The organism is Ensifer sp. 4252 (assembly GCF_050434565.1).
Taxonomy (GTDB): Bacteria; Pseudomonadota; Alphaproteobacteria; order Rhizobiales; family Rhizobiaceae; genus Ensifer.
This window is the reverse complement of sequence record NZ_JBNDIU010000022.1, coordinates 62462-86203: the sequence shown is the minus strand read 5'-3', so window position 1 is coordinate 86203 and position 23742 is coordinate 62462. Positions and strand designations below refer to the sequence as shown.

Below are 23742 nucleotides of genomic sequence, written 5' to 3'. Positions count from 1 at the left end.
ACGACGGGAAAGGGGCGGCCTGTTCGAGCGCTTGGCGATAGACAACAATCGGCGTGCGGCCCGTGATCAAGCAGGCCGCGCACCGATTTCGTTTCGATCATGGTGGCTGGTTCGGCGAGTTGCTCGCTTGGGCCCAGTGCTCATTCAGGCGCGGCGCTCGCCCGCCGCTCCGTGCTCGTAAAGCTGATCCATGCTCAAGGTGGCCACGTCAGCGAAAGGCGTTTGGCTTTTCACTCGGCCGCCACCGAGGATGACGACATCGTCGCAGAATGAAATCGTGCTGCGGTGATGACTGATGACGATTGTCGTGCGGCGCCCGGCCCTCGATTTCAGCGTCTCGACGATGGCCGCTTCGGACAGGCCGTCGACCGCGTTGGTGGCTTCGTCCAGGATCAGGATTTCGGGGTCGCGCACGAGGGCTCTGGCCAGCGCAACCCGCTGCCGCTGCCCCGCCGAGAGGCTGGCGCCTCTGTATCCGACGACGGTTTGATAGCCCTGCGGCAGACTTTCGATGAAGCCGTGCGCTTCGGCCATCCTGGCCGCGTGCTCCACTTCGGCCGTGGTCGCCTCCCGGCCGTAGGTAATGTTCTCCAGGATCGTACCATCCACCAATTCCAGATCCTGGCTGGCGAGCGCGATCTGGCTCCGCCACTGAACCGGGTCTATCCGGTTCAGGGGGACACCATCGACGAGGATCTGCCCCTCGCCCGGTTCGACGAAGCGGCATAACAGATTGACGATCGTCGTCTTCCCGGCACCGGACCGGCCGATGACCGCCGTCGAGCAGCCGCCACGGATTTTGAATGTCGCGGCATGCAGCACCACGGCGCGCGGACCCGAACTCGGATATCGGAAAGTCACCCGATCAAATCTCAGCTGGTGTCGCAGACAATCGAATGGCTCCCTCCCCTCGGGAGGCTTTGGCTTGTCGGATGCGTCCAACAGCCACCGCACCTCTTCCAATGAGCCGCTCCAGCCCTGGATCTGGCTCCAGGACAATTGCAGCGCACGCACGTGCGGCTGCAAGCGATAGAGCAGGACCACGAAGGCAACGATGACGGGAAAGCTGACGCCGACAGACCATGCGGCGACAACCACAGCCAGGAAGAGGGCGGAGTGGAGCGTCTCGGTGAGTGGCGGCAGCACGCCCTGACGGGCCTGTAGCGAGAACCCGGCGCGTCTGACCGCATCCGACGCCGTATCGAACACGGCCTTCTCCCGTGCCTCCTGGCCGAATATCCGTATCAAACGGCCGGCATGAACAAGATGGAGCATTCGAGCGGCAAGCTCGCTGTTGAAGGAGGTGACTTCTCGGCTCGGCCCCTTGAGGGTTGCAGACAGGACGTAGTGCACGAGCTGGACGAGAACGAGGCCTAGCGCCACAAACAGCGTCATCTGCCAGGACAGAAGTAGGAGGAATGCCAGGAGAATGACGGCGGCCGAGCCATTCACGAGCGCCGCAAGTACGGTCTGGATTGCATCGGAGGCCCGCCAGGATTCATTTGAAATGATGTTGAGCAGCCGCCCCGGATTCTCCTTCATGAAGAAGGGAAAACCGACCCGCAGGAGTTGACCCGATAGGGCGCTGCGGATCGAGTGTCCTGCCTTGCCGTAGATGAAGGTCGCGAGCACGGTGTTGGCATAGGCGAGGACGTTCTTAAGCGCGATCAAGGCAAAGGCCGCGCCGGCGATGACAATCAGCCGCTCGCCGTCGTCCAATCCCGATCCGACCTGTTGGAACAGCGAGGAGACGCCGTTCAATGCCGCCGGATTCTGATCGCCCGCAATGATGCCGAGCATGGGGATGATGAGACCGATCCCGACGCCCTCGAGTGCTGCGCTGCAAAGGCCGAGAATCACCACGGCCGGAAGCAGACGCATTTGTCCGCCCAGTGCATCGCGCAAGAGCTGCAGGCCCGGCAAGAAGATTCTGAACATGGCGACCGTCCTCAGCGTTGGAGTTGCTCTTCGGCCCGTTGCTCGGCCGGACCTGGCGACCGCTCGACGACGAACAGGCCCACGAACTTGAGGGCACCGAGTAGGTTCATGAAAACGATCGGCCAGTGCGACAGGTGCAAGACCGGGTCGAACCGGGCGCCACCGAAGATTTCTCCGAACGCCGACCTGACGGTCCAACAGAAATGCCGCAGCAGCCACGGCGCGGTGCGCAGGTGCTTCAGGCAAAGCGCGCCATTGCCGAAGCTGTAGTTGCAATGAAGCGTCTCGATTGCCGCCCGTGCGCGACGGCCGTGATGATGGAAGACGACCATGTCGGGGACATATTCGACGGGGATACCAAGCCGATCGGCGCGCACGAGATAATCGGTGTCCTCTGCCGACAGTAACGGCGCGCCGGCCCCAAACCGTTCGTCGAAGGGCCCGACGCGCAATGCGACATCACGATGCATCGTCATGTTGCAGCCCAGCACGAAGCCGCCTGGATGAACCGCATGCGTCAGCCGTTCGCGCACGTTCGACCGTTTGATGGTGAACGGCAAGTCGGCGGGGTTGCCGAGCTCGACGCGACCGCCGCGGATGACCCCGTCCACGCCGCCTGCACAGTGGCGTTCCAGATCGCGCAGATAGCCGACGTCGACTTCGCAGTCATCATCGATGAAGATCAGGATCTTGCCGCGCGCATATGCCATTGCCGTATTTCGGGCGGCAGCCAGGCCCGGTCGGGTCTCGACGGCATGCGTGATCGCCATGGGCGACGCGGCCGCAATCCGGATGATGCGATCGGGCGTGCCGTCCGTGGAGCCGTTATCCACCACGACAAGCTCGCATCGACCTACGGCATGGGAGCGGCACGCCGCCTCGATCGATCGGATACAGGCATCGAGCGCCTCGACGCGGTTGCGCGTGCAAACGATGAAGCTTGCGAAGGTCTCTTCGCGCGCGGCCGACCTCGGCACCCACGGCGTCTCCGTCGCATTCGCGCGTTCCGTTGCCGCCCCTGCCGGACGTGCGACTGTCATACTAGACCGGGCCATGACGGGGAAGGACGTTGGCTGCCGGCACGGACTGCAGGTATCGCGACAGGGCATCCATGCGCCTCATCGCAGCCAGCGACACGCTGCTGCACCAGGGCGCATGAACGCCTGCAATGAGGCCGTATCGCTCCCGGCGCCGGATAAGCCCCCATTTGCCCGTCCGCGTCAGGAACTCATGGGTGAGCTGCGGCCGCCGCTCGTCGCTGACAAGCTGGTAGAGGAAATAGAAGAGGTTCAAGGCGCCTTCCTCATAGCCGGCGAGGCTTTGCTGCGGGTACCCGGAAATCCTGTCTTCGAGCGCCAGAATGCAGTTCGCGGCGTTTCCGATCGTTTCGGGCGTGACGGCAAGGCCGATGTCATTGAGCGCCTGGGGATCGTCGCAAAGACGTTCGCGCTCGAGGTTTTCAGCAACAATCTGCAGGTGGGTGCGGCGCATTTGGCGCTTGTGCTTGTTCGTCACGCTGTTGCCATGGATACGATAGGCGACCATGGCCTCGTCGATCATCGTCGCCGGAAAACGGTCAGTGACGCGCCGGAAGAGATCGAAATCCTCCGCATGCACATAAAGCGCGTCATAAGTGAGCATATCCTCCGGAATGACATGCCTGTTGTAGACGACGGTCGAGTGCATGAAGATCGTGAAGAACATCGACAGCGCCTTCAGGTTCTCCGGTCGATAGATCGGATTGGGCGTGCCGCGGACAATACGATCGCCGATGAGCGTATCGATGCGGGTGCCGCACAGCGCGAGCTGCGGCTGTTGCATGAACAGCGACACCTGCCGCGACAGCCGTGACGGATAGGAAATGTCGTCCGCATCCATCCGGGCGATCAGATCGCCCTTTGCCAGAGCGAGACCTTCGTTCAAGCTCGCGATCAAACCGCGGTTTTCGCGGGAGATGATGGTGACGCGGCCGTCGGCCTTTTGATAACGCCGCATGATTTCCAGTGAGCGATCACGCGAACCATCGTCGATGGCGATGATCTCCAGCCGCTGGTAGTCCTGCCTCAAGATGCTCTCAAGCGCCGCGGCGAGATAGGGCTCGGCGTTGTAGACGGGCAGCAGGACGGAAACCAACGGAACGGTCATGAACAACCTCGAGTTATTGCAGATCTGAGGCTGGAAGCGCGTTTCCCCGGCCAGCAGCGTCCGCACGATAAGCCGGATGCGGCCGCTCGTCCCCCCGCCCCTGAAACCAGTCGACAGCGCTTCCAGCACCCGCGGCCGCTGTACCTGGCCGACCGTCGGCACGAAGATAGGGAAAGTGCCGCTTCAGGGCGTTGAGCGGCTTCTCTAACGCCAGCCAGGAGAACGTCGCCGCGGCCAAAGTGGCGGCACCTGCAACGACCAAACGCCCGACGCCCTGTTCCGAAACGTTGACCGGTATCCACCCCTGCGCTTTGACGACGAGCGCCAGCACGACAGGATGAAACAGGTAGACGCCATAGCTCACGCGCCCGAGCGCCGTCAGCGGCGGGAGTTCCAGCAACCTGCCGAAATCGCCGCGAAACCCGGCGGAAGCGCTGCCGACCAACATTGCAAGCGGAACGAGAGGCAGAACTTCGAGACCGATCCAAACGACCCAATCGAGCACCGGCCCCACCGGCATCGATCGACCCCAAAGCAGCACGAGGGATAATATGGAAAGCGGCAGCCAACTGACTGTCATCCATCGCGGCCAGGCCGTGGCCGTCGATCGGTGAACAGCCAAGAGGGCACCAGCCGCCAGCGCATCCATCGATGCCAGAGGCAGCAGGTCTCGTGCAAGCGATGGCTCCCCCGTGAGCGGCCAACAAAAGCGGTATGCCAGCGAACAGGCGATGACGCCGACGCATAGCCGCCCAATCCAGTGGCGCGGCGTCAGCAGAATAAGGAGCGGCCAGACGATGTAGAATTGTTCTTCAATGCTCAGGCTCCAGGTGTGGCAGAGCACCCACGGCGTCCACGCATCCTTGAGCGCGTACCAAAAGTTCGAGAGATAAAGCGCGTGCCATGCCCAGCCTTCCTTGGCGCCTTCCAGGTTGACGAGCCACACGAGGCCCAGCATGCCGAAATAGGGTGGGAAGATGCGCAGGGCGCGGCGAATATAGAACGACCTGAGGGCGGTCGCTGCTTCGAACTGTGCCGCGGAACGCGCGTCGAGGAGCAGCCGCGTTATAAGAAAGCCGCTGAGCACGAAAAACAGCCTTACGCCGACATGCCCCCAATGGGAATCGTCGGCGGCAAAGAAATGCGCATACAGCACCATCGAAACGGCAGCGGCTCTCAGTCCGTCCAGTTGCCGGTCGCGCATGGTCAGCATTAAACGTCCCCTCGGAGTTCCGACCGCTGCGGTCTACTTCCTGTGGAGCCAACTCCTTGGTCAGCTACGATTTTTGCCGCGAGGTTTGCCATTTGCTTCCAAGAAGCGCGAAGGGTCCGGTCGGTCGCAAGACGCGTTGAGGGCGGCCCCCAAAACCTTAGGGCTGAATAGGGCCAAACTTTGACCGCTTGATTGGCAACCGCGCGCGGATACCGTCGGCTGGCGGCCGACGCGACGCCCGCAAATTCGGTCGCCGCTGCAGAACCCGAATCGCAAGCGCTTGTTTCGTTTCAGAAACGAACGTCCTCAAGTCAGCCCGAGGCTTAGAATGTCGGCGGCGTATTGACCCAAAGAAGAACCGTTTCGCCATCATGCCGGTTGGTCCAGGCATGACGGCGTTTGCTTTCGAAGTAGAGCGAATCGCCGACGCTCAGGTCGTAGAACTGTTCGCTGTCGAGAATGAACTCCACACGCCCCGAAAGCACATAGACGAACTCTTCGCCATCATGCCGATAGGCGCCTTCGCTCGAAGCACCCGGCTCCAGCACGAAACGATGGCAGTCCATCTGGTTGCGACCGTCCGCCAAAAGCTGGACAGTGACGCCGGGCGTCGTCTTCGGCCAGGTGCGCCATTCTCCCGCACGGACAACGGCTCGAGCATCGGTCTCCTCTTCGCCCGACAGGCTCGAAACCGTCGACCCGAAATACTCGGCGATGTTGTGCAGAACAGCGACAGACACGCCCTGCGAGGTTCGCTCCAGCGTCGAGAGGACGGAAGCTGCAATGCCGACGTCGCCTGCGACCTGTTCGAGAGTCTTGCCGGCGGCATGCCGAAGACTGCGCAGCTTGCGGCCGACCTGATTGTCGAGACCGCTTTCGCCCGGTACGGGCGCGTCGTCGTCCCCGGCCGCTTCCGCTTCGAGCGCTTCCCTGATGGCAGCGGGATTGAGTCCGCGCTCGACGCGGAACCAGGAAATGCGCTTCAGCCGGGCAAGATCGCTTTCGGTGTATTGCCGATGGCCGGTCGGCGAGCGCTCGGGCACGACCAGCCCTTGGGTTTCCCACAATCGGAGCGTCGAGGCGGATACACCCGCCAATCGTGCAGCTTCGGCAACCTTGTAGCGCACGCTGCCCATTTTTTCTTTCCCTGTTTCAGCCGCCGGTATCGGCGCGAATCTGCGCCGCGCTTGTGCGTTGGCGAACTTACCCGCCGGGCATGAGCTTTTACAAGAATGCGTCATCAGCGCCGGTGTTCTCTCGATCACCAAATTTGATTTGCATTCCATTTTGAAAGATGTACCACTTCCCGAACAATCTTGCAGAAAAAATGCAATATATTGCCTCCGCCAGCAACAGGACACGCGCCATGACTAGCCTCACCGATCGTAAGAACGCTGCCATTTCCCGCGGCGTGGGCATGACCACACAGATCTACGCCGACCGTGCGGAGAACGCCGAGATCTGGGACAAGGAAGGCAACCGCTACATCGACTTTGCTTCCGGCATCGCCGTCGTCAACACCGGTCACCGCCATCCGAAGGTGATCGCTGCCGTCAAGGCGCAGCTCGATCGCTTCACCCACACCTGCCATCAGGTCGTGCCCTACGAGACCTATGTGCATCTCGCCGAGCGCCTCAATGCGCTTGCGCCCGGCGACTTCGCCAAGAAGACGATCTTCGTTACGACCGGCGCGGAAGCCGTTGAAAATGCGGTGAAGATCGCCCGCGCCGCGACTGGCCGCCAGGCCGTGATTGCGTTTGCCGGCGGCTTCCATGGCCGGACTTTCATGGGCATGGCGCTCACCGGCAAGGTGGTCCCGTACAAGGTCGGCTTCGGCGCCATGCCGGGCGACGTCTTCCATGCCCCCTTCCCGATCGAGCTTCACGGCGTCACCGTCGAGCAGTCACTGGCTGCGCTGAAGAAGCTCTTTGCTGCCGATGTCGATCCGGGCCGCGTGGCCGCCATCATCATCGAGCCGGTGCAAGGCGAAGGCGGTTTCTACCCGGTTCCGGCGGCCTTCATGAAGGCATTGCGCGAAATCTGTGACCAGCATGGCATCCTGCTGATTGCCGACGAAGTTCAGACCGGCTTTGCCCGGACCGGCAAGATGTTCGCCATGGACCATCACGAGGTCGCACCTGACCTGATGACGATGGCAAAGAGCCTTGCCGGCGGCTTCCCGCTCGCTGCTGTCACCGGCCGCGCCGAGATCATGGACGCGCCGGCGCCGGGCGGCCTCGGCGGCACCTATGGCGGCAACCCGCTCGGCATCGCCGCGGCCCATGCCGTGCTGGACGTCATCGCTGAGGAAAAACTCTGCGAACGTGCCGAGCAGCTCGGTGGTCGTCTGAAGCAGCGCCTCGCCGCGATCCGCGAGCAGGCGCCTGAGATCGTCGACATCCGCGGACCCGGCTTCATGAACGCCGTGGAATTCAACGATGTGAAGACCAATCTGCCGAGCGCCGACTTTGCCAACAAGGTGCGACTGATTGCGCTCGACAAGGGCTTGATCCTGCTTACGTGCGGCGTGCACGGTAATGTCATCCGTTTCCTGGCACCGATTACCATCCAGGACAACGTCTTTGCCGAGGCACTCGACATCCTCGAAGCGTCGATCCTCGAAGCGCGCGGTTGACGCTTTGCCAGGCGACCGCTAACGCGGTTGTCCGGGCCGACGGAATGGCTCCGGGTGTCGGGAGGAACGACACCCGCAAGAACAAACAGGAAGCGAGCCCGTCGGTGTGCGACAGGCATCGCTGGAGGACGCCCATCATGACCTTGACGCCGGCTTTGACCAGACATTTGCACGACGGCGAGCTGTTTTCCGCTTTGGACGGCATTGCGCATTCCGCCGGGAGCTGGACGGGCGAGACCTTCGACGTCTTTAATCCGTCTACCGGAGAGCTTCTGGCGTCCTTGCCGGATATGGGCATCGAACAGGCGAGTGCCGCGATCGAGGCGGCTGCCGCCGCGCAAACCGTTTGGGCGGCAAAGCCTGCCAAGGATAGAAGTGCCGTGCTTCGACATTGGCACGACCTCATCATCGCCCATGCCGACGATCTCGCCGCCATCCTGACCGCAGAAATGGGTAAGCCGATCGGCGAATCGAAGGGCGAAGTGCTGCACGCAGCCGCCTATGTCGAATGGTATGCCGAGGAAGCCAAGCGCATCTACGGCGAAACCTTCCCGGCGCCGGCCAATGACCGCCGCATGCTGGTCATCAAGCAACCCGTTGGCGTCGTCGGCACGATTACCCCGTGGAATTTCCCAGCCTCGATGGTCGCCCGCAAGATCGCGCCGGCTCTTGCCGCTGGCTGCGCCATTGTCCTCAAGCCTGCCGAACAGACGCCGCTCGTTGCCGGAGCCCTCTTCGTTCTGGCCGAGAAGGCGGGCTTCCCGACGGGCGTTGTCAATCTGCTCTACGCCTCGGAAGGTGCGGCGATCGGGCGCGAGCTCTGCAGCAACCCCAAGGTTCGCAAGATCAGCTTTACCGGCTCGACAGAAGTCGGGCGCCTGCTGATGCGCCAGTGCTCCGATCAGATCAAGAAGGTCAGCCTGGAACTCGGCGGCAACGCACCCTTCATCGTTTTCGATGACGCCGATATCGACGAGGCGGTCGATGGCGCCGTTCAGGCAAAGTTCCGCAATGCCGGCCAGACCTGCGTTTCGGCAAACCGTATCTATGTGCAATCGGCCGTGCATGACGCGTTTGCCGAAAAGTTCGTCGCTCGGGTCGCCGAGCTCTCTGTCGGCGACGGCTTTTCCGCCGGCGTCACGATCGGCCCGATGATCGACCGGCACGCGATCGAGAAGATCGAAGCCCATGTCGCCGACGCCGTGTCCAAAGGCGCGCAGGTGCGCGCCGGCGGTCATCGCATCGGCACCTCGGGCACGTTCTTCGAGCCGACGGTCCTGACCGGCATTTCGACCGACATGCGCGTGGCCCAGGAAGAGACCTTCGGCCCGATCGCTCCGATCATCCGCTTCGACACAGCCGAACAGGTGATCGCCGAGGCGAACGATACGATCTATGGCCTTGCCGCCTACTTCTATGCCGAAAACCTCAAGCGTGTGTGGCATGTGGCCGAGGCGCTCGAATACGGCATGGTCGGGATCAATACCGGCCGCATGTCTTCGGAGGCCGCGCCCTTCGGCGGCATCAAGCAATCCGGCATCGGCCGTGAGGGCTCCCGCCACGGGCTCGAAGATCATCTCGAGATGAAGTATCTGTGCATGGGCAACATCTGAGCGTTGCCTTCCATGCGAACCGCTTGAAACTCTTGCTCCGCCGCCGATCGCAAAGCTTTGTGGACTGCGGCGGGCGCAATGCCTGTCGATGCCCGACCTCTCATAAACAGCACTTGAAATTGCGCGGCGGGCTTGCCAATTGGGGCAAGAACCAAGGAACCATAGGGAGTTGCCACCGCGATGAGCGAAGTTGAAATGTCCGTCGAGAAACATGTCTTTGAAGCAGATGTAGCCAGGCTGCTCCATCTCATGGTGCACTCGGTGTATTCCGACAAGAACGTCTTCCTCCGCGAACTGATTTCGAACGCCGCGGACGCCTGCGAGAAGTTGCGTTACGAGGCGATCGTCTCGCCGGAACTGCTGGCTGGCGACACGAGCCCCAGCATCAAGCTGACGCTCGACGAGGAAAACAGCCGTCTCGTTGTCGAAGATAATGGCATCGGCATGAGCCGCGACGAACTCGTGGAAGCGCTCGGCACCATCGCCCGCTCCGGCACGCGCGCCTTCATGGAGCGCATCGAAGCGGCGCAGGGCAAGGAGGGCGCGCAGCTCATCGGCCAGTTCGGCGTCGGTTTCTATTCCGCCTTCATGGTCGCCGACAATGTCGACGTCGTCTCGCGCCGCGCCGGCTCTGATCACGCCTGGGTCTGGTCGTCAGACGGCAAGGGCAGCTACACGGTCGCAGCCGCCGATCTTGCGGACGCGCCAGCCCGCGGCACACGCATCACCCTGCATCTGATGGAAGATGCCAAGACCTACACCTCGCGCTGGACGGTCGAGCGCATCGTCAAGGACCAGTCCGGTCACGTGCCGGTTCCGATCTCGATCGTCGAGAAGCCCGGCGCCGAGCCCGTTTCCGTCGGCGATGGCACGGCTCTCTGGACCAAGCAAAAGAGCGAGATTTCGAAGGAAGATTACGCCGACTTCTATCGCGGCGTTTCGGGGCAGTATGACGATCCCGCATTGACGGTGCATTTCCGCGCCGAGGGCCGGCACGAATACACGGCACTTGCCTTCGTGCCCGGCTCCAAGCCCTTCGACCTCTTCGATCAGGACCGCAAGGGCCGGATGAAGCTTTACGTCAAGCGCGTCTTCATCACCGACGAGGCGGAATTGCTGCCCCGTTACCTGCGCTTCGTGCGTGGTCTGGTCGATACCTCTGATCTTCCGCTCAACGTCTCGCGCGAGATGATCCAGGAAAGTCCGCTGCTGTCGAGCATTCGCAAGGGATTGACCAACCGCGTCCTGACGGCGATCGAAAAGCTGGCGGAGACCGACCGCGAGACCTTCGACAAGGTCTGGGAAAACTTCGGCAGCGTGCTGAAGGAAGGTATTTACGAGGACTTCGAACGCCGTGCGCAGTTGATCGCGCTTTCCCGCTTTCGTACCACGACGTCCGAAGACGGGCACCGCAGCCTTGCGGACTACGTCAAGGACATGAAGGACGGCCAGTCGGCGATCTATTACCTTACGGGCGACAACCTTGCCCAGCTCAAGGCTTCACCGCAACTCGAAGGCTTCCGCGCACGCGGCATCGAGGTGCTGTTGCTGACCGACCCGGTGGACAGCTTCTGGGTGACGTCGGCGCCGGACTTCGAAGGCAAGCCGATGAAGTCGATCACCCAGGGCTCGGCTGATCTCGGCAGTGTCGCAAAGCCGGAAGGCAGCGCCGACAGCGCGCCGGAAGCGAGCCAGGCGGTGAAGGATTTCGTTGCCTTCGCCAAGGAGACGCTTGGGGAATCCGTGTCGGAAGTTCGCACCTCCGACCGCCTGACCGAGAGCGCGGTCTGCCTGGTCGCGCCGGAGCATGGCCCCGACCGTCAGCTTGAAAAGATGCTGCAGGGCGCCGGCCGTCTCGATGGCGCGGCTAAGCCGATCCTCGAGATCAACCCCGGCCATGCGCTGATCGCAGCGATCGCCGCTTGCCCCGCCGACGACAGCGCTTTCAGGACCGACGCCGTCCAGCTTCTGCTCGACCAGGCGCGGGTTCTCGATGGCGACAAGCCACAGGATCCGCGCGCATTCGCCGAGCGCCTGTCGCGCGTCTTCAACCGGGCGCTCAAGGTTTAACGCACCGGCTCAAGGGACTGTAATTGCAGAAATTATAGGGTGAGAGGGATGATCCCTCTCACCCTTTCGCTTTTTCAGGCACGCCTGTCATGCCGATCTCGGCCAGCACCTCCGCTGTATGCTCGCCGAGCCGCGGAACGCCGCGGTCGAGCACCAGCGAGGCATCGGAAAAGCGGATCGGCGTACGAACGCCCGGCGAGGTCCCGACGGCCGCACCGGAATGTGGCGTGTCGATCTGCATCTGCCGATGCACGACCTGCGGGTCGGCGAAGACGTCGGCAACCGTGTTGATCGGACCACCGGGCACGCCTGCCTCTTCCAGCAATGTCAAAAGCGTATCCCGTTCGAACCTTGCCGTTTCAGCCGCCAGTTCCGGAGTCAGGCTGTCACGATTGTGAACACGTAGTGCATTGGTGAGGTAACGCGCGTCCGTCGCCAGATCGCAGCGGCCAAGCAGATTGCAGAACTTGACGAATTGACGGTCGTTGCCGACGGCAACGATCAGATGTCCGTCAGCTGTGGGGAACACCTGGTAGGGGGCGATGTTCGGATGGGCGTTGCCAAGGCGGCGCGGCGCCTTTCCCGAGACAAGAAAATTGAGTGCCTGATTGGCAAGCACCCCGGTCATGCAGTCGAGCAATGCCATGTCGATCTGCTGGCCCTTGCCGGTTCGCTCGCGCTGCGCCAATGCCGCCTGAACGGCGATGACGCCGTAAAGGCCGGTGAAGATATCGGCGAAGGCGACGCCGATTTTCTGCGGCTCTCGGTCCGGCTCGCCGGTCAGGTCCATGATCCCGCTCATGCCCTGGACGATATAATCGTAGCCGGCACGATGCGCATAGGGCCCGTCCTGACCGAAGCCGGTCACCGAGCAATAGATCAGGCGCGGATTGACCTTCTTCAGGCTCTCGTAGTCGAGGCCGTACTTCTCAAGGCCGCCGACCTTGAAGTTCTCGAGCAGGACGTCGGATTGCGCCACCAGCCGGCGCACGGCCTCCTGTCCCTCCTCGGTCGTGAAATCGAGCACGACCGAGCGCTTGCCGCGATTGCAGGCGTGGAAGTAGGCCGCATCGAGGCTCTCCCCATCCTCGCCGGCGACGAAGGGCGGTCCCCATGTGCGGGTGTCGTCACCCGCCGGGCTTTCCACCTTGATGACGTCGGCGCCGAGATCGGCGAGCGTCTGGCCGATCCAGGGGCCCGCGAGAATGCGGGCGAGTTCAAGAACACGAATACCCTTCAGTGGCGCTTCCATGACCGGCCGCTCAGAAGAAGGCCTGGAGGCCGGTCTGGGCGCGGCCGAGGATCAGCGCATGAACGTCGTGCGTGCCCTCATAGGTGTTGACCGTCTCGAGGTTCACCATGTGGCGCATGACCTGGTATTCCTCGGAGATGCCGTTGCCGCCGTGCATGTCGCGAGCCATGCGGGCGATATCGAGCGCCTTGCCGCAGTTGTTACGCTTGACGATCGAGATCATTTCCGGCGCCATGCGGCCTTCGTCCATCAGTCGGCCAACGCGCAGCGAACCCTGGAGCCCGAGCGAGATCTCCGTCTGCATGTCCGCGAGCTTCTTCTGGAAGAGCTGCGTCTGGGCGAGCGGGCGGTTGAACTGCTTGCGATCGAGACCGTACTGGCGCGCCGCGTGCCAGCAGAACTCAGCCGCGCCGAGCGCGCCCCAGGAAATGCCGTAGCGTGCACGGTTGAGGCAGCCGAACGGACCCTTGAGCCCCTCGACATTGGGCAGCAGCGCATCTTCGCCCACTTCGACATTGTCCATGACGATTTCGCCGGTGATCGAGGCGCGCAGTGACAATTTGCCGGCAATTTTCGGCGCCGAAAGGCCCTTCATGCCCTTGTCGAGTACGAAGCCGCGAATGGCATTGCCGTGGGCTTCTGACTTTGCCCATACCACAAAAACATCGGCGAGCGGCGCATTGGAGATCCACATCTTCGAACCGACGAGGCGGTAACCGCTCTCCGTCTTGATGGCGCGGGTCTTCATGCCGCCGGGGTCGGAACCGGCGTCAGGCTCCGTCAAGCCGAAGCAGCCGATCCATTCGCCGCTGATCAGCTTCGGCAGATATTTCTGCTTCTGCTCCTCCGAGCCGTAGGCGTAGATCGGATAGATGACCAACGAGGACTGCACGCTCATCATCGAGCGATAGCCGGAATCGACGCGCTCGACTTCGCGGGCGACAAGGCCGTAGGCGACGTAGGAAGCACCGACACCGCCATAGGTCTCCGATACGGTCGCGCCGAGCAGACCGAGTTCGCCCATTTCCCGGAAGATTTCGGGATCGGTCGATTCTTCACGATAGGCAGCGATAACCCGCGGCTGCAGCCGTTCCTGCGCATAGGCCCGCGCTGTGTCGCGGATCATGCGCTCGTCCTCGGTCAACTGATCTTCGAGGAGGAACGCGTCATCCCATTGAAATTGCGTCTTGCCGGCCATGTTTCTCTCCCATCGGATTTTTCCACTTGCGGTTATGGCAAGCAGAACCAAGGCTTTCAAACGAAATTGAGGCACCGCCTCATGCGTCTGCGGAATGGCCTCGCTGAGCAGCACACAATCGACTTAAAGTGCCGGACGGCGTCCTTGCGCGCCACACATTGGGCGCGCCACCGGTCGCCGGGTGCCGTTCATGTTGCAAATCCGTCGAAATATGGCGACAAGGGTCGGGTTCACTGGCGGTGTGGTAGCGATCGTCGTCACCACGCCGCGCCAGTTCCACGCTAGAGGTCCATGCTCGTATCCGCCGATGGCCAACGACCGCTTAGAACGCTTTGCTCACAATCTCGACTGGAACTTGCTGCGCACATTCATCGTCGTGGTTGAGGAAGGCAGCATCACCGCCGCGGCCAACAGGCTCCTGCTGCAGCAGCCGGCCGTCAGCATGGCGCTCAAGCGGCTCGAACAGACGGTGGGGCAAAAGCTCATAGATCGCCGTCCCGGCCGCTTCGACCTGACCGATGCCGGTGCCAGGCTGCACGCGCAGTGCCGCGACATCTTTGCGGCTGTCATCCGGCTTCCCAACGTCCTTGAAACAGCGGGCGAGGAAATCACCGGCCATCTCAACATTCATGTCGTCAGCCATGCCCACAACCCGGCCTGGGACCGGAAGCTCGAGAGCTTCTTTGTCCAGCACCCGAAGGTGACGATTTCGGTGACCGTCGCCACGACTGTGGACGTTCTGAGCGCAGTCGAACGCAACATCGCGACGATGGGGCTTTGCGACGGCAACATCCCCGACTGGCTGAACAAGAGCTTCCACGTGCGTGAGCGCTATGCGCTTTACTGCGGCCGCGATCATCCCCTGTTCGGTGTCGAGGGGGTCGATTTCAACGACCTGCGCGGCAATGCCTATATCGCCTTCATCGCGGATGTGCTCGGCGGCCAGCACATGAACTCGGTGACGGCCGTGCGCGCCATAGGCTCGTTCGGCCAGCAGGTTCGGGCCGTCTCCTGCAATGTCGAGGAAGTCATGCGGCTGATCACCTCCAATATCGGCATCGGCATGCTGCCGGATCATCTGGCAGCACCTGCCGTCGCCGACGGCCGACTTTGGCAACTTCCACCCTACCACAACCTGCCGACGACGGATGTGTTTCGCATCTCCAACCCGAACTCGATTCTCAATCCTGCCGAGGCCGCTTTCCTGACGCATGTAGCCGATACCGCGCCGCTTGATCACTGCCTTGACCATCATCAGAATTGATAGTGACATTTCCGGTTATAAATTTGAACGCGTAGCCCGCGCTGCCTATGGTCCCGCCAAATCAGGAGCGAGGTCGGGACATGCGTGAATTTGATGTGGCAATCATCGGTGGCGGCATTGCCGGCCTTTCGCTTGCGTATTTTCTGGCGCCGCATCGCTCCGTTGCCGTCATCGAGCGGGAAGACGGGCTGGGCTATCACAGCACCGGGCGCTCCGCCGCCGAATTCGTGCTGCGCTACAACGCCCCTGAAGTGTGCAAGCTCGCGGCGATCTCCAAGCCTTTCTTCGATCAGCCTCCCGAAGGCTTTTCCGACGTCCCGCTGTTGAAGCAGCGCGGCGGCGTCATGATCGCCAATGCGGAGAAAGCGGCACGGCTCGAGACAGTGTTTGCCGAGGAAAGCGCTGTCAATCCCGCCCTCATAAGACTGACAGTCGACGAAGCGATCGCCCGCGTGCCGATCCTGCGGCGCGATTATGTGGCGGCCGCATTCTATGACCCCCATTTCTGGGACATCGAAGTCGAGAACCTGTTGCAAGGTTATTTGCGCGGCGCACGTCATCATGGCGCCGAGGTGATCGAGCGTAGCGAGATCATGGCTCCGCGCCGCGAAGCGGGCGGCTGGGTGCTTTCGACGAATGCCGGCGAGATCCGTGCGCAGGTCATCGTCAATGCGGCCGGCGGCTGGGCCGATCCGGTTGCCACCCTCTTCGGCGTAGCGCCGGTCGGCATCGTGCCGCATCGGCGCACGGCGATCACAGTGGACCTCCCCGCGGAGATCGATGCTCGCACGCTGCCGGAGATCAACGAGATCGACGAGGATTTCTATATGAAGCCCGAAGGCGGGAGGCTGCTTGCCTCCCCCGCCGACGCCACGCCGTGCGAGCCGACCGACGTGCAGCCCGAAGAGATCGATGTCGCCTGGGCGGCACACTATGTGGAAGAGGCGACGACCGTCCCGGTCCGCCGCATCTTCAAGAGCTGGGCGGGCTTGCGCAGTTTTTCACCCGACAAGCTGCCGGTGATCGGCCACGCCAAAGACCGACCAGATGTCTTCTGGCTTGCCGGCCAGGGCGGCTACGGCATTCTAACGTCGCCGGCATTGGGCGCGCTTGCTGCCAACCTGTTGATTGGCGCGCCAGCCCCCGAATGCTTCGCCGCAAACGGACTTGATCCTGTCGGCTTCAACCCCGAGCGCTTCCTGAGGTAGCAGTCACACACCTCCGTCCCGCTGCGATTGTCACATTCCGTTAAGGATGTCGCCGAGGCTGTGAACTGTAACAGAAACTACAAGAAACTGACATTTCGCTTTCATGAAGCGCCGATATGGCAGGTGTCATACCGATGACCGGTCTCCCCGAAAGAGGACCTGCTAGAAATGTTTCAGTTGAAGAACGTAACCCGCCAGTTCGGCAAGAAGACAGCCGTGAGCTCGGTTACCTTCGACATTCCCCAGGGCCAGATGGTCGGCGTGATCGGCCGCTCCGGCGCTGGCAAGTCGACGCTCTTGCGCATGATCAACCGCCTGGTCGACCTGTCGTCCGGCTCGATCGAGTTTTCCGGCACGGAAGTCTCGTCGCTACGCGGTGCTGCACTTCGCAACTGGCAGCGCGACTGCGCGATGATCTTCCAGCAGTTCAACCTGGTGCCGCGCCTCGACGTCCTGACCAATGTGCTGCTTGGCCGTCTCAACCACCGTTCGACGGTTCTGAGCATCCTCAACATGTTTACCCGCGAAGAGCGCATCATGGCGATCGGCGCGCTTGAGCGCCTCGGCATCGAGCAGACGGCGCTGCAGGCGGCCGGCACCCTTTCGGGTGGCCAGCAGCAGCGCGTGGCCATCGCCCGCGCACTGATGCAGCAGCCCAAGGTTCTGCTCGCCGACGAGCCGATCGCGTCGCTCGACCCGCTCAACGCCAAGATCGTCATGGATGCGCTTCGCGACATCAACGAGCGCGACGGCATCACCGTGATCACCAACCTGCACACGCTCGACACGGCGCGCAACTACTGCGAACGCATCATCGGCATGGCACATGGCCGCGTCGTCTTCGACGGCCAGCCAAAGGATCTGACGGCCGCCACCGTCGCCGAGATCTACGGCGCCGACACAGGCATCGAGGAATCGATGACCTCGACAAGCATCAACATTCCGGCGGCCATTCCGCAGGAACAAACGGCATCTGCTGGCCTCCAGCCGCTGGCACTGGCCGGCATCTGACGCCCGCCAGGATCGAAGGCCCACGTCAAGGGCACCTCTTTGAAACCGAAAATCATCCGGCACAGCCGGAGAAACGGGAGAACCTTATGCTGAAGAAAGCTCTTCTGGGCACCGTCGCCCTGCTCGCCCTCGTCGGCCATGCTCAGGCTGAAGACCTCAAGGAATTCCGCGTCGGCATCATCGGCGGCGAAAACGAAGCCGACCGTCTGCGCAACTTCCAGTGCATCGTCGACAAGCTGCCGGCCGCCATCGGCGTCGAAAAGGTTTCGCTGTTCCCGGCCGCCGACTATGACGGCGTCATCCAGGGCCTGCTCGGCGGTACGCTCGACTACGCCGAACTCGGCGCTTCGGGCTTTGCCAAGATCTACCTCGCCAAGGCCGACGCGGTCGAGCCGATCCTGACGACCGTCCAGACCGACGGCTCGACCGGCTATCACTCGATCATGGTCGCCCGCAAGGACTCCGGCATCACCAAGCTCGAAGATCTGAAGGGCAAGAAGCTCGGCTTCGCCGATCCGGACTCGACCTCTGGCTACCTCATCCCGCTCGTCACCCTGCCGGAATCGATCGGCGCGCCGGTCAAGGAATTCTTCGGTGAAACCGGCTTCGGCGGCGGTCACGAAAACCTCGTTCTCGAAGTCGTCAAGGGCACGTTCGCTGCCGGCACGACCTTCGGTTCGGGCGTCGGCGAATTCAAGGACGGCTACACCTCGGGCAACCTGAAGAAGATGGTCGATAAGGGCATCCTCGACATGAACGACCTGGTCGAGCTCTGGAAGTCGCCGCTGATCCCGAACGGCCCGATCGTCGTACGCTCGACGATGAACGACGACATGAAGGCCAAGTTCAAGCAGTTCATGCTCGACCTGCCGAAGACCGACGCCGCCTGCTTCTCCGCCATCCAGGGCGGCGATTTCACCGGCTTCACCGAAGTCAACGCCGACTTCTACAAGCCGATCATCGACGCCCGCAAGGCAACGATCGGCGGCTGATTTTCCGGTTCATTCAAGGACGCTGGCCGCCAATGCGGCCAGCGTTCGCCTTTTTGCTAGGGCGCGTGGAGCGCCTGTCGACAGAGGCCGGCATTGCCGGAACATTCATGGCAACTTCCATGCTCCCGAAGCATCTGAGTGAAAACGGCGCGCTGGTGGAGCGTCACTGGCAGGAACTGAATTCCCGCCGCCGGCTTTACTCCTGGCTCGGCTTCGCCGTTCTGGTGCTCGCCCTTTCCGGCTCGCTCTGGTTTGCCAACGATTCCAATGCCGGCAAATTCTTCGACCGCCTGCCGCATTTCTTCGATTTCGTCGGCGATCTCGCGCCGCGCGACGGCCTGGAAATCTTCCGTGCCATGTTCGACCTGCCCTCGCCCTATGACGACGGCAGCTTCAAGTACAATTATCCCGACGGTCGGCTCTACTTGACCGAGAGCTTCTACATCCCCGAATACGTGCACAAGATGCTGGAGACCGTGAACATCGCGATCTTCTCCACTGTCATCGGCACGTTCTTCGGCTTCATCTTCTGTTTCCTCGCCGCCCGCAACCTGATGCCCAATCCGTGGGTGCGGGGTGTCGTGCGCCGGCTGATGGAAATCCTGCGTGCCTTCCCCGAAGTGGTCATCGCCGGTTTCTTCCTGGCAATCCTCTCGCTCGGGCCGATCCCGGCGATCGCCGCGGTTTCGATCCATACCGTCGGCGCGCTCGGCAAGCTGTTCTTCGAGGTGGTCGAGAACGCCGACATGAAGCCGGACGAGGGCCTGCGTGCGGCCGGCGGCAACTGGTTCGAGCGCGTCTGGTTCGGCATGGTGCCGCAGGTGCTGCCCAACTTCGCCAGCTATTTCCTGCTGCGCCTCGAGATCAACGTGCGCGCCTCGACCATCATCGGTGCCGTCGGCGGCGGCGGTATCGGCGAGTTGCTGCGGCTGTCGATCGGCCAGGGTCACCAGGCAAAAACACTGGCGATCGTCATCCTGCTGTTTGCGACGATCTTCGCCGTCGACCAGTTTTCCGCATGGCTGCGCCGTCGCCTCGTCGGCGACCAGGCCTTCCAGCTTGCCCAGTAGGTGCGCATCATGACCTCCGCAAACAGACTAAGCCCTCTCGAAATGGATGCGATCGCATCGCGCCACCCGCACTTGCTGCAGGGCTCCTCGAACAAGCGCCTGCGCACGATCCTCATCAGCGCCGGCCTTGTCGTGTACCTCATCTTCAGCTGGTGGTTCTTTTCGATCGGACATGTGCTGGGCAACGCCAATTGGGGCATCGCCGGGACCTACCTCGCCGACTGGGTCTCCTACGAGGTTCGGCCCGAGATCAAGATCGCCCGCGACAAGACCATGACGCTCGATTACCAACGCAACTCGCCGCTGGGGCCAAATCCCAATCCGGCATGGGTGGAACTCGACAAGGAAACGGTGACGCGCAAGGTCGAATTGCCCGCTGCAGCCGAGCAGACTGCAAAGCCGAAGACGGCGTCGTCCTTCAGCTTCATGGCGCCGGGTGCAGCGCTCGGCGCAGCCAGCACGCCAACCGAGCAGAACCGCGTCGAGACGCGGACCGAGGAAATCATCACCAGGGCCGTCATCACCTATGATAGGTCGACGAAGATCGAAATTGCCGACGGCCTCGTCAAGGCAACCCATCGTGGCGAGACACTGACGATGGCCGTCGATGGCCAGGACACGGTAACCCCTCAGGGTTCGCTTCCCGCTTGGGCCACACAGAAACGCCCAGGTGAAAAGATCACGCTCGCCTTTGGTGCAACGGGTTGGGCCGACGTCGAAGGTGACGATGTCTCGATCCGGAACCGCTTCTTCGGATGGGCGAACTTCCTCTTCGACACCAACTCGCCCTTCTTCGGCAAGAGCTATGGCGACGTGCTTTCGTTAATCACGAGCGGCGAGCGCATCGATCCCACGCGCTCGAACCTGTCGCTCGCCTGGAACAACATTCTCTACAACGCCGAATGGCAGCATCTCGACGTTTGGACCAAGCTGCTGCAGACCGTGGTCATGGCCTTCGTCGGCACGCTTTTTGCCTCGCTGGTGGCGTTCCCGCTCTGCTTCCTGGCGGCGCGCAACATCACCCCGAATTTCCTGACGAACCAGATCGTCAAGCGCTTCTTCGACTTCCTGCGTTCCGTGGACATGTTCATCTGGGCACTGTTCTTCACACGCGCCTTTGGTCCGGGACCACTCGCCGGCATGTCGGCGATCTTCTTCACCGACACCGGCACCTTGGGCAAGCTATACTCCGAGGCGCTGGAGAACATCGACGACAAGCAGCGCGAAGGCGTAAAATCCGTCGGCGCCACCCCGCTTGCCGTGCAGCGCTTCGGCGTCCTGCCGCAGGTCCTGCCGGTCTTCGCCAGCCAGGCGCTCTATTTCTGGGAATCCAACACGCGTTCGGCAACGATCATCGGTGCCGTCGGCGCCGGCGGCATCGGCCTGAAGCTCTGGGAAGCGATGCGCACCAACTCCGATTGGGAAAATGTCGCCTATATGGTACTTCTGATCTTGCTGGTTGTGTTTATTTTCGACAGCATCTCGAACGCCTGCCGCTCCCGGCTGATCGGACAGAAAGCGCATTGACGAGATGAGCGTTTTGCAGCCTCGCCATCATGATGTTGTCATGGAAATCGGCTAGCTGCGCATCGCGTCCAGCGAACAATCGACCCGCCGTCCCGGCGGGCCGGTCGATACAAGAAAGTGAAGACCGTGCGTTATGCAATCTACTTCGCGCCGCCGGCAGACGACCGGCTGTCGCAGACGGCGGCCCGTTGGCTCGGCCGTGACGCCTTTACCGACGAGACCAATGAACTTCCGGCGTTAGGCGGACTTGATGCCGACACGCGACATGCACTGACTGCCGACCCGCGACGCTACGGTTTTCACGGCACTCTCAAGGCCCCCTTCACACTTGCAGAAGGCCGCAGCGAGGCCGAACTGGTCGCAGCTTTTGAAGAGTTCGCTGCAGACCTCGAACCGTTCGAGCTACCGGAATTAACCCTCCATCAGTTGGGACCATTCTTTGCCCTGGTCTCTGCAACCCATTGCGCCGCTCTACAGGATTTCGCGGCGCAGGCCGTGCAAGCCTTCGAGCCGTTTCGTGCGCCGCTGTCGGACGTGGACATGGCGCGCCGAAGCCCGGACAAGCTGCCGGACCGGCAGAGAGAATACTTGAAAAAGTGGGGGTATCCCTATGTTTTTGAAGAGTTCCAGTTCCATCTGACGCTGACCGGTCCGGTGCCCGGCGAGACAGCGGAGACAATGCGGACCCTGCTCGGCAGCACCTTTGCCGAATATATCGGCAAGCCGCTTCACGTTGCGTCAGTTGCGCTCTTCGTCGAGCCGCACCGCGGCGCACCCTTTTTAGTCCATTCCCTGCTGCCGTTGGGTGGCGCGACACAACGAAAGATCGCATGAGATGAGCAATGAACAAGTCCTGACCAACGCCCGCATCGTTCTCGAGGACAGCATCCTTGACGGCTCGGTGCTGATCCGTGACGGCAAGATCGCCGACATCTCGAAGGGCACCACCGGCACCGGCGAAGACTTCGAAGGCGACTATCTGCTGCCGGGCCTGATCGAGCTGCACACCGACCATCTCGAGGCGCACTATTCGCCGCGGCCCGGCGTGCGTTGGCTGAAGATCGCCGCGATCCAGGCGCACGACGCCCAGGTGGTTACATCGGGCATCACGACAGTCTTCGATTGTCTGCGCCTCGGTTCTGACGAAGACGGCGGTTTCCAGAAGGGTGAGATGCGCAGCATGGCCGACGCGCTGGCGCAGGCCAAGCAGGAAGGCCGCCTGCGCGCCGACCATCTGATCCATCTGCGCTGCGAGGTTTCGACGTCGGATGTGCTCGATCACTACGAGGACTTCCAGAACGACCCGCAGGTGAAGCTCGTTTCACTGATGGACCACGCGCCTGGGCAGCGCCAGTTCCAGACGATGGACCAATACACGCTCTACTACAAATCCAAGCGTGGACTGTCCGATGCCGAATTCGCCAAGTTCGTCGAACGCCAGCAGGCGCTTTCGGCTAAATATGCCGGGCCGCACCGCGACGCACTCGCCAAGGCCTGCGCTGAGCGCGGCATTACCATCGCCAGCCATGACGACGCCACGATCGCCCATGTCGACGAATCGATCAGCTACGGCATCAAGCTCGCCGAGTTCCCGACCAGCTTCGAAGCGGCGGAAGCCTCCCACCGTGCTGGTCTCAGCGTGCTGATGGGCGCGCCGAACATCGTGCGCGGCAAGTCGCATTCCGGCAATATCGCCGCCCGTGACCTTGCCGACCGCGGCGTGCTCGACGTGCTTTCGTCTGACTATGTGCCCTTCAGCCTGATCCACGCGCCGTTCGTGCTCGCCGACGAGCTTGAAGCCATCGACCTGCCGAAAGCAATCTCCATGGTCAGCGCGACCCCTGCCCGCACCGTCGGCCTCGACGATCGTGGCCGCATTGCCGTCGGCCTGCGCGCCGACATCTCGCGTGTCCACCGGCAGGAAGGTATTCCGGTGGTGCGCTCGGTCTGGCGCGAAGGTCGGCGTGTCGCATGAGCCAGGTCGAACTCAGACGCGGCGCGCTTGTCGTCGTCGTCGGCCCGAGCGGGGCCGGCAAGGACAGCGTCATGGGCTTTGCCGCCCGACACTTCTCCGACTGCGCCGATATCCACTTCGTTCGCCGCGTGATCACGAGGCCATCGGACGCCGGGAGCGAGGTGCATGAAAGCGTTTCAGCCTCGGAGTTCGTCGACATGGAGCAGGCCGGTGCCTTCGCCGTATCCTGGGGCGCGCACGGCCTGAAATACGGCATTCCCGAAGACGTTCGCCGCAATGTCGAACACGGCACCACGGCAATCGTCAACGGCAGCCGAAGCGCCCTGCCGGCATTCCGCGCCGCCTTCGGCAATATCGCCGTCGCAGTCATAACAGCCGAGCCCTCCGCGCTGGCCAAGCGTCTTGCCGAGCGCGGACGTGAAAGCGAAGAGGATGTGTTACGCCGGCTCTCGCGACAGGTGCCCGACGTCACATCGGGACCGGACGTCACGCTCATCGACAACAGCGGTCGATTGGAAATTGCGGGGCGTCATTTCGTCGACCTCGTCGAGCGATTGCGCATGAGCGCCGCCCATCCAGCCTGAACGCCGCGTCTTTTAGGCATCATTTGCAAGGCCCCGGAGCAGCAACT

Annotated in this window: 19 protein-coding genes; 12 read left to right on the top strand and 7 right to left on the bottom strand. The window is 62.3% G+C overall.

Annotated features, from left to right (window positions below; translation table 11 throughout):
• Positions 1 to 144: 144 nt before the first annotated feature.
• From ABIE33_RS28860 to ABIE33_RS28840, 5 genes are all read right to left on the bottom strand, one after another.
• Positions 145 to 1938, bottom strand: coding sequence for an ABC transporter ATP-binding protein (locus ABIE33_RS28860; protein ID WP_429131438.1), 1794 nt, complete (start codon positions 1936 to 1938; stop codon positions 145 to 147).
• A gap of 11 nt (positions 1939 to 1949) precedes the next feature.
• Positions 1950 to 2978, bottom strand: a complete 1029-nt coding sequence (locus ABIE33_RS28855; protein ID WP_429131436.1) for a glycosyltransferase family 2 protein — start codon at positions 2976 to 2978, stop codon at positions 1950 to 1952.
• A 1-nt stretch (position 2979) separates the two neighbouring features.
• Entirely contained in the window at positions 2980 to 4083 is a 1104-nt protein-coding gene (locus tag ABIE33_RS28850) for a glycosyltransferase family 2 protein (RefSeq protein ID WP_429131434.1), read from the bottom strand.
• Positions 4084 to 4096: 13 nt separating this feature from the next.
• Positions 4097 to 5296, bottom strand: a complete 1200-nt coding sequence (locus tag ABIE33_RS28845; protein ID WP_429131432.1) for an acyltransferase family protein — start codon at positions 5294 to 5296, stop codon at positions 4097 to 4099.
• A gap of 323 nt (positions 5297 to 5619) precedes the next feature.
• Positions 5620 to 6432 (bottom strand): MerR family transcriptional regulator, encoded by an 813-nt coding sequence (locus tag ABIE33_RS28840; protein WP_429131430.1) that lies wholly within the window; start codon positions 6430 to 6432, stop codon positions 5620 to 5622.
• 230 nt (positions 6433 to 6662) lie between these two features.
• On the opposite strand from ABIE33_RS28840, the gene ABIE33_RS28835 reads away from it, so the two are divergent.
• From ABIE33_RS28835 to htpG, 3 genes are all read left to right on the top strand, one after another.
• A complete protein-coding gene (locus ABIE33_RS28835; RefSeq protein WP_429131428.1) occupies positions 6663 to 7931 on the top strand; it encodes a 4-aminobutyrate--2-oxoglutarate transaminase in 1269 nt (422 codons plus the stop codon).
• Positions 7932 to 8068: 137 nt separating this feature from the next.
• A complete protein-coding gene (locus ABIE33_RS28830; protein ID WP_429131427.1) occupies positions 8069 to 9544 on the top strand; it encodes an NAD-dependent succinate-semialdehyde dehydrogenase in 1476 nt (491 codons plus the stop codon).
• 180 nt (positions 9545 to 9724) lie between these two features.
• Positions 9725 to 11614, top strand: coding sequence for a molecular chaperone HtpG (htpG, locus tag ABIE33_RS28825; RefSeq protein ID WP_429131425.1), 1890 nt, complete (start codon positions 9725 to 9727; stop codon positions 11612 to 11614).
• 58 nt (positions 11615 to 11672) lie between these two features.
• Here htpG and ABIE33_RS28820 read toward each other — a convergent pair whose 3' ends face one another.
• A complete protein-coding gene (locus ABIE33_RS28820; RefSeq protein WP_429131423.1) occupies positions 11673 to 12866 on the bottom strand; it encodes a CaiB/BaiF CoA transferase family protein in 1194 nt (397 codons plus the stop codon).
• Between the two features lie 10 nt (positions 12867 to 12876).
• Entirely contained in the window at positions 12877 to 14064 is a 1188-nt protein-coding gene (locus ABIE33_RS28815) for an acyl-CoA dehydrogenase (protein ID WP_429131421.1), read from the bottom strand.
• A 307-nt stretch (positions 14065 to 14371) separates the two neighbouring features.
• Between ABIE33_RS28815 and ABIE33_RS28810 the strand changes: the two genes are divergently transcribed.
• From ABIE33_RS28810 to phnN, 9 genes are all read left to right on the top strand, one after another.
• Positions 14372 to 15328, top strand: a complete 957-nt coding sequence (locus tag ABIE33_RS28810) for a LysR family transcriptional regulator (RefSeq protein ID WP_429131498.1) — start codon at positions 14372 to 14374, stop codon at positions 15326 to 15328.
• Positions 15329 to 15408: 80 nt separating this feature from the next.
• The gene (locus tag ABIE33_RS28805) at positions 15409 to 16536 is read left to right on the top strand and encodes an NAD(P)/FAD-dependent oxidoreductase (protein ID WP_429131419.1); all 1128 of its coding nucleotides are present in this window, start codon (positions 15409 to 15411) and stop codon (positions 16534 to 16536) included.
• Between the two features lie 168 nt (positions 16537 to 16704).
• Complete coding sequence (phnC, locus tag ABIE33_RS28800) at positions 16705 to 17547, top strand: phosphonate ABC transporter ATP-binding protein (protein WP_429131417.1); 843 nt, start codon at positions 16705 to 16707, stop codon at positions 17545 to 17547.
• Between the two features lie 86 nt (positions 17548 to 17633).
• A complete protein-coding gene (phnD, locus tag ABIE33_RS28795) occupies positions 17634 to 18539 on the top strand; it encodes a phosphonate ABC transporter substrate-binding protein (RefSeq protein ID WP_429131415.1) in 906 nt (301 codons plus the stop codon).
• A gap of 107 nt (positions 18540 to 18646) precedes the next feature.
• Positions 18647 to 19609, top strand: coding sequence for a phosphonate ABC transporter, permease protein PhnE (gene phnE, locus ABIE33_RS28790; protein WP_429131413.1), 963 nt, complete (start codon positions 18647 to 18649; stop codon positions 19607 to 19609).
• Positions 19610 to 19618: 9 nt separating this feature from the next.
• Positions 19619 to 21136 (top strand): phosphonate ABC transporter, permease protein PhnE, encoded by a 1518-nt coding sequence (gene phnE / locus ABIE33_RS28785; RefSeq protein ID WP_429131411.1) that lies wholly within the window; start codon positions 19619 to 19621, stop codon positions 21134 to 21136.
• Between the two features lie 126 nt (positions 21137 to 21262).
• Positions 21263 to 21970 carry a DUF1045 domain-containing protein gene (locus ABIE33_RS28780; protein ID WP_429131496.1) on the top strand — a complete coding sequence of 236 codons (708 nt, stop codon included), beginning with the start codon at positions 21263 to 21265 and terminating at the stop codon, positions 21968 to 21970.
• 1 nt (position 21971) lies between these two features.
• Complete coding sequence (locus ABIE33_RS28775) at positions 21972 to 23111, top strand: alpha-D-ribose 1-methylphosphonate 5-triphosphate diphosphatase (RefSeq protein WP_429131409.1); 1140 nt, start codon at positions 21972 to 21974, stop codon at positions 23109 to 23111.
• On the top strand, positions 23108 to 23695 hold the full coding sequence (gene phnN / locus ABIE33_RS28770) for a phosphonate metabolism protein/1,5-bisphosphokinase (PRPP-forming) PhnN (protein WP_429131407.1): 588 nt from the start codon (positions 23108 to 23110) through the stop codon (positions 23693 to 23695). Before ABIE33_RS28775 ends, phnN begins: the two co-directional genes overlap by 4 nt.
• Positions 23696 to 23742 lie beyond the last annotated feature (47 nt).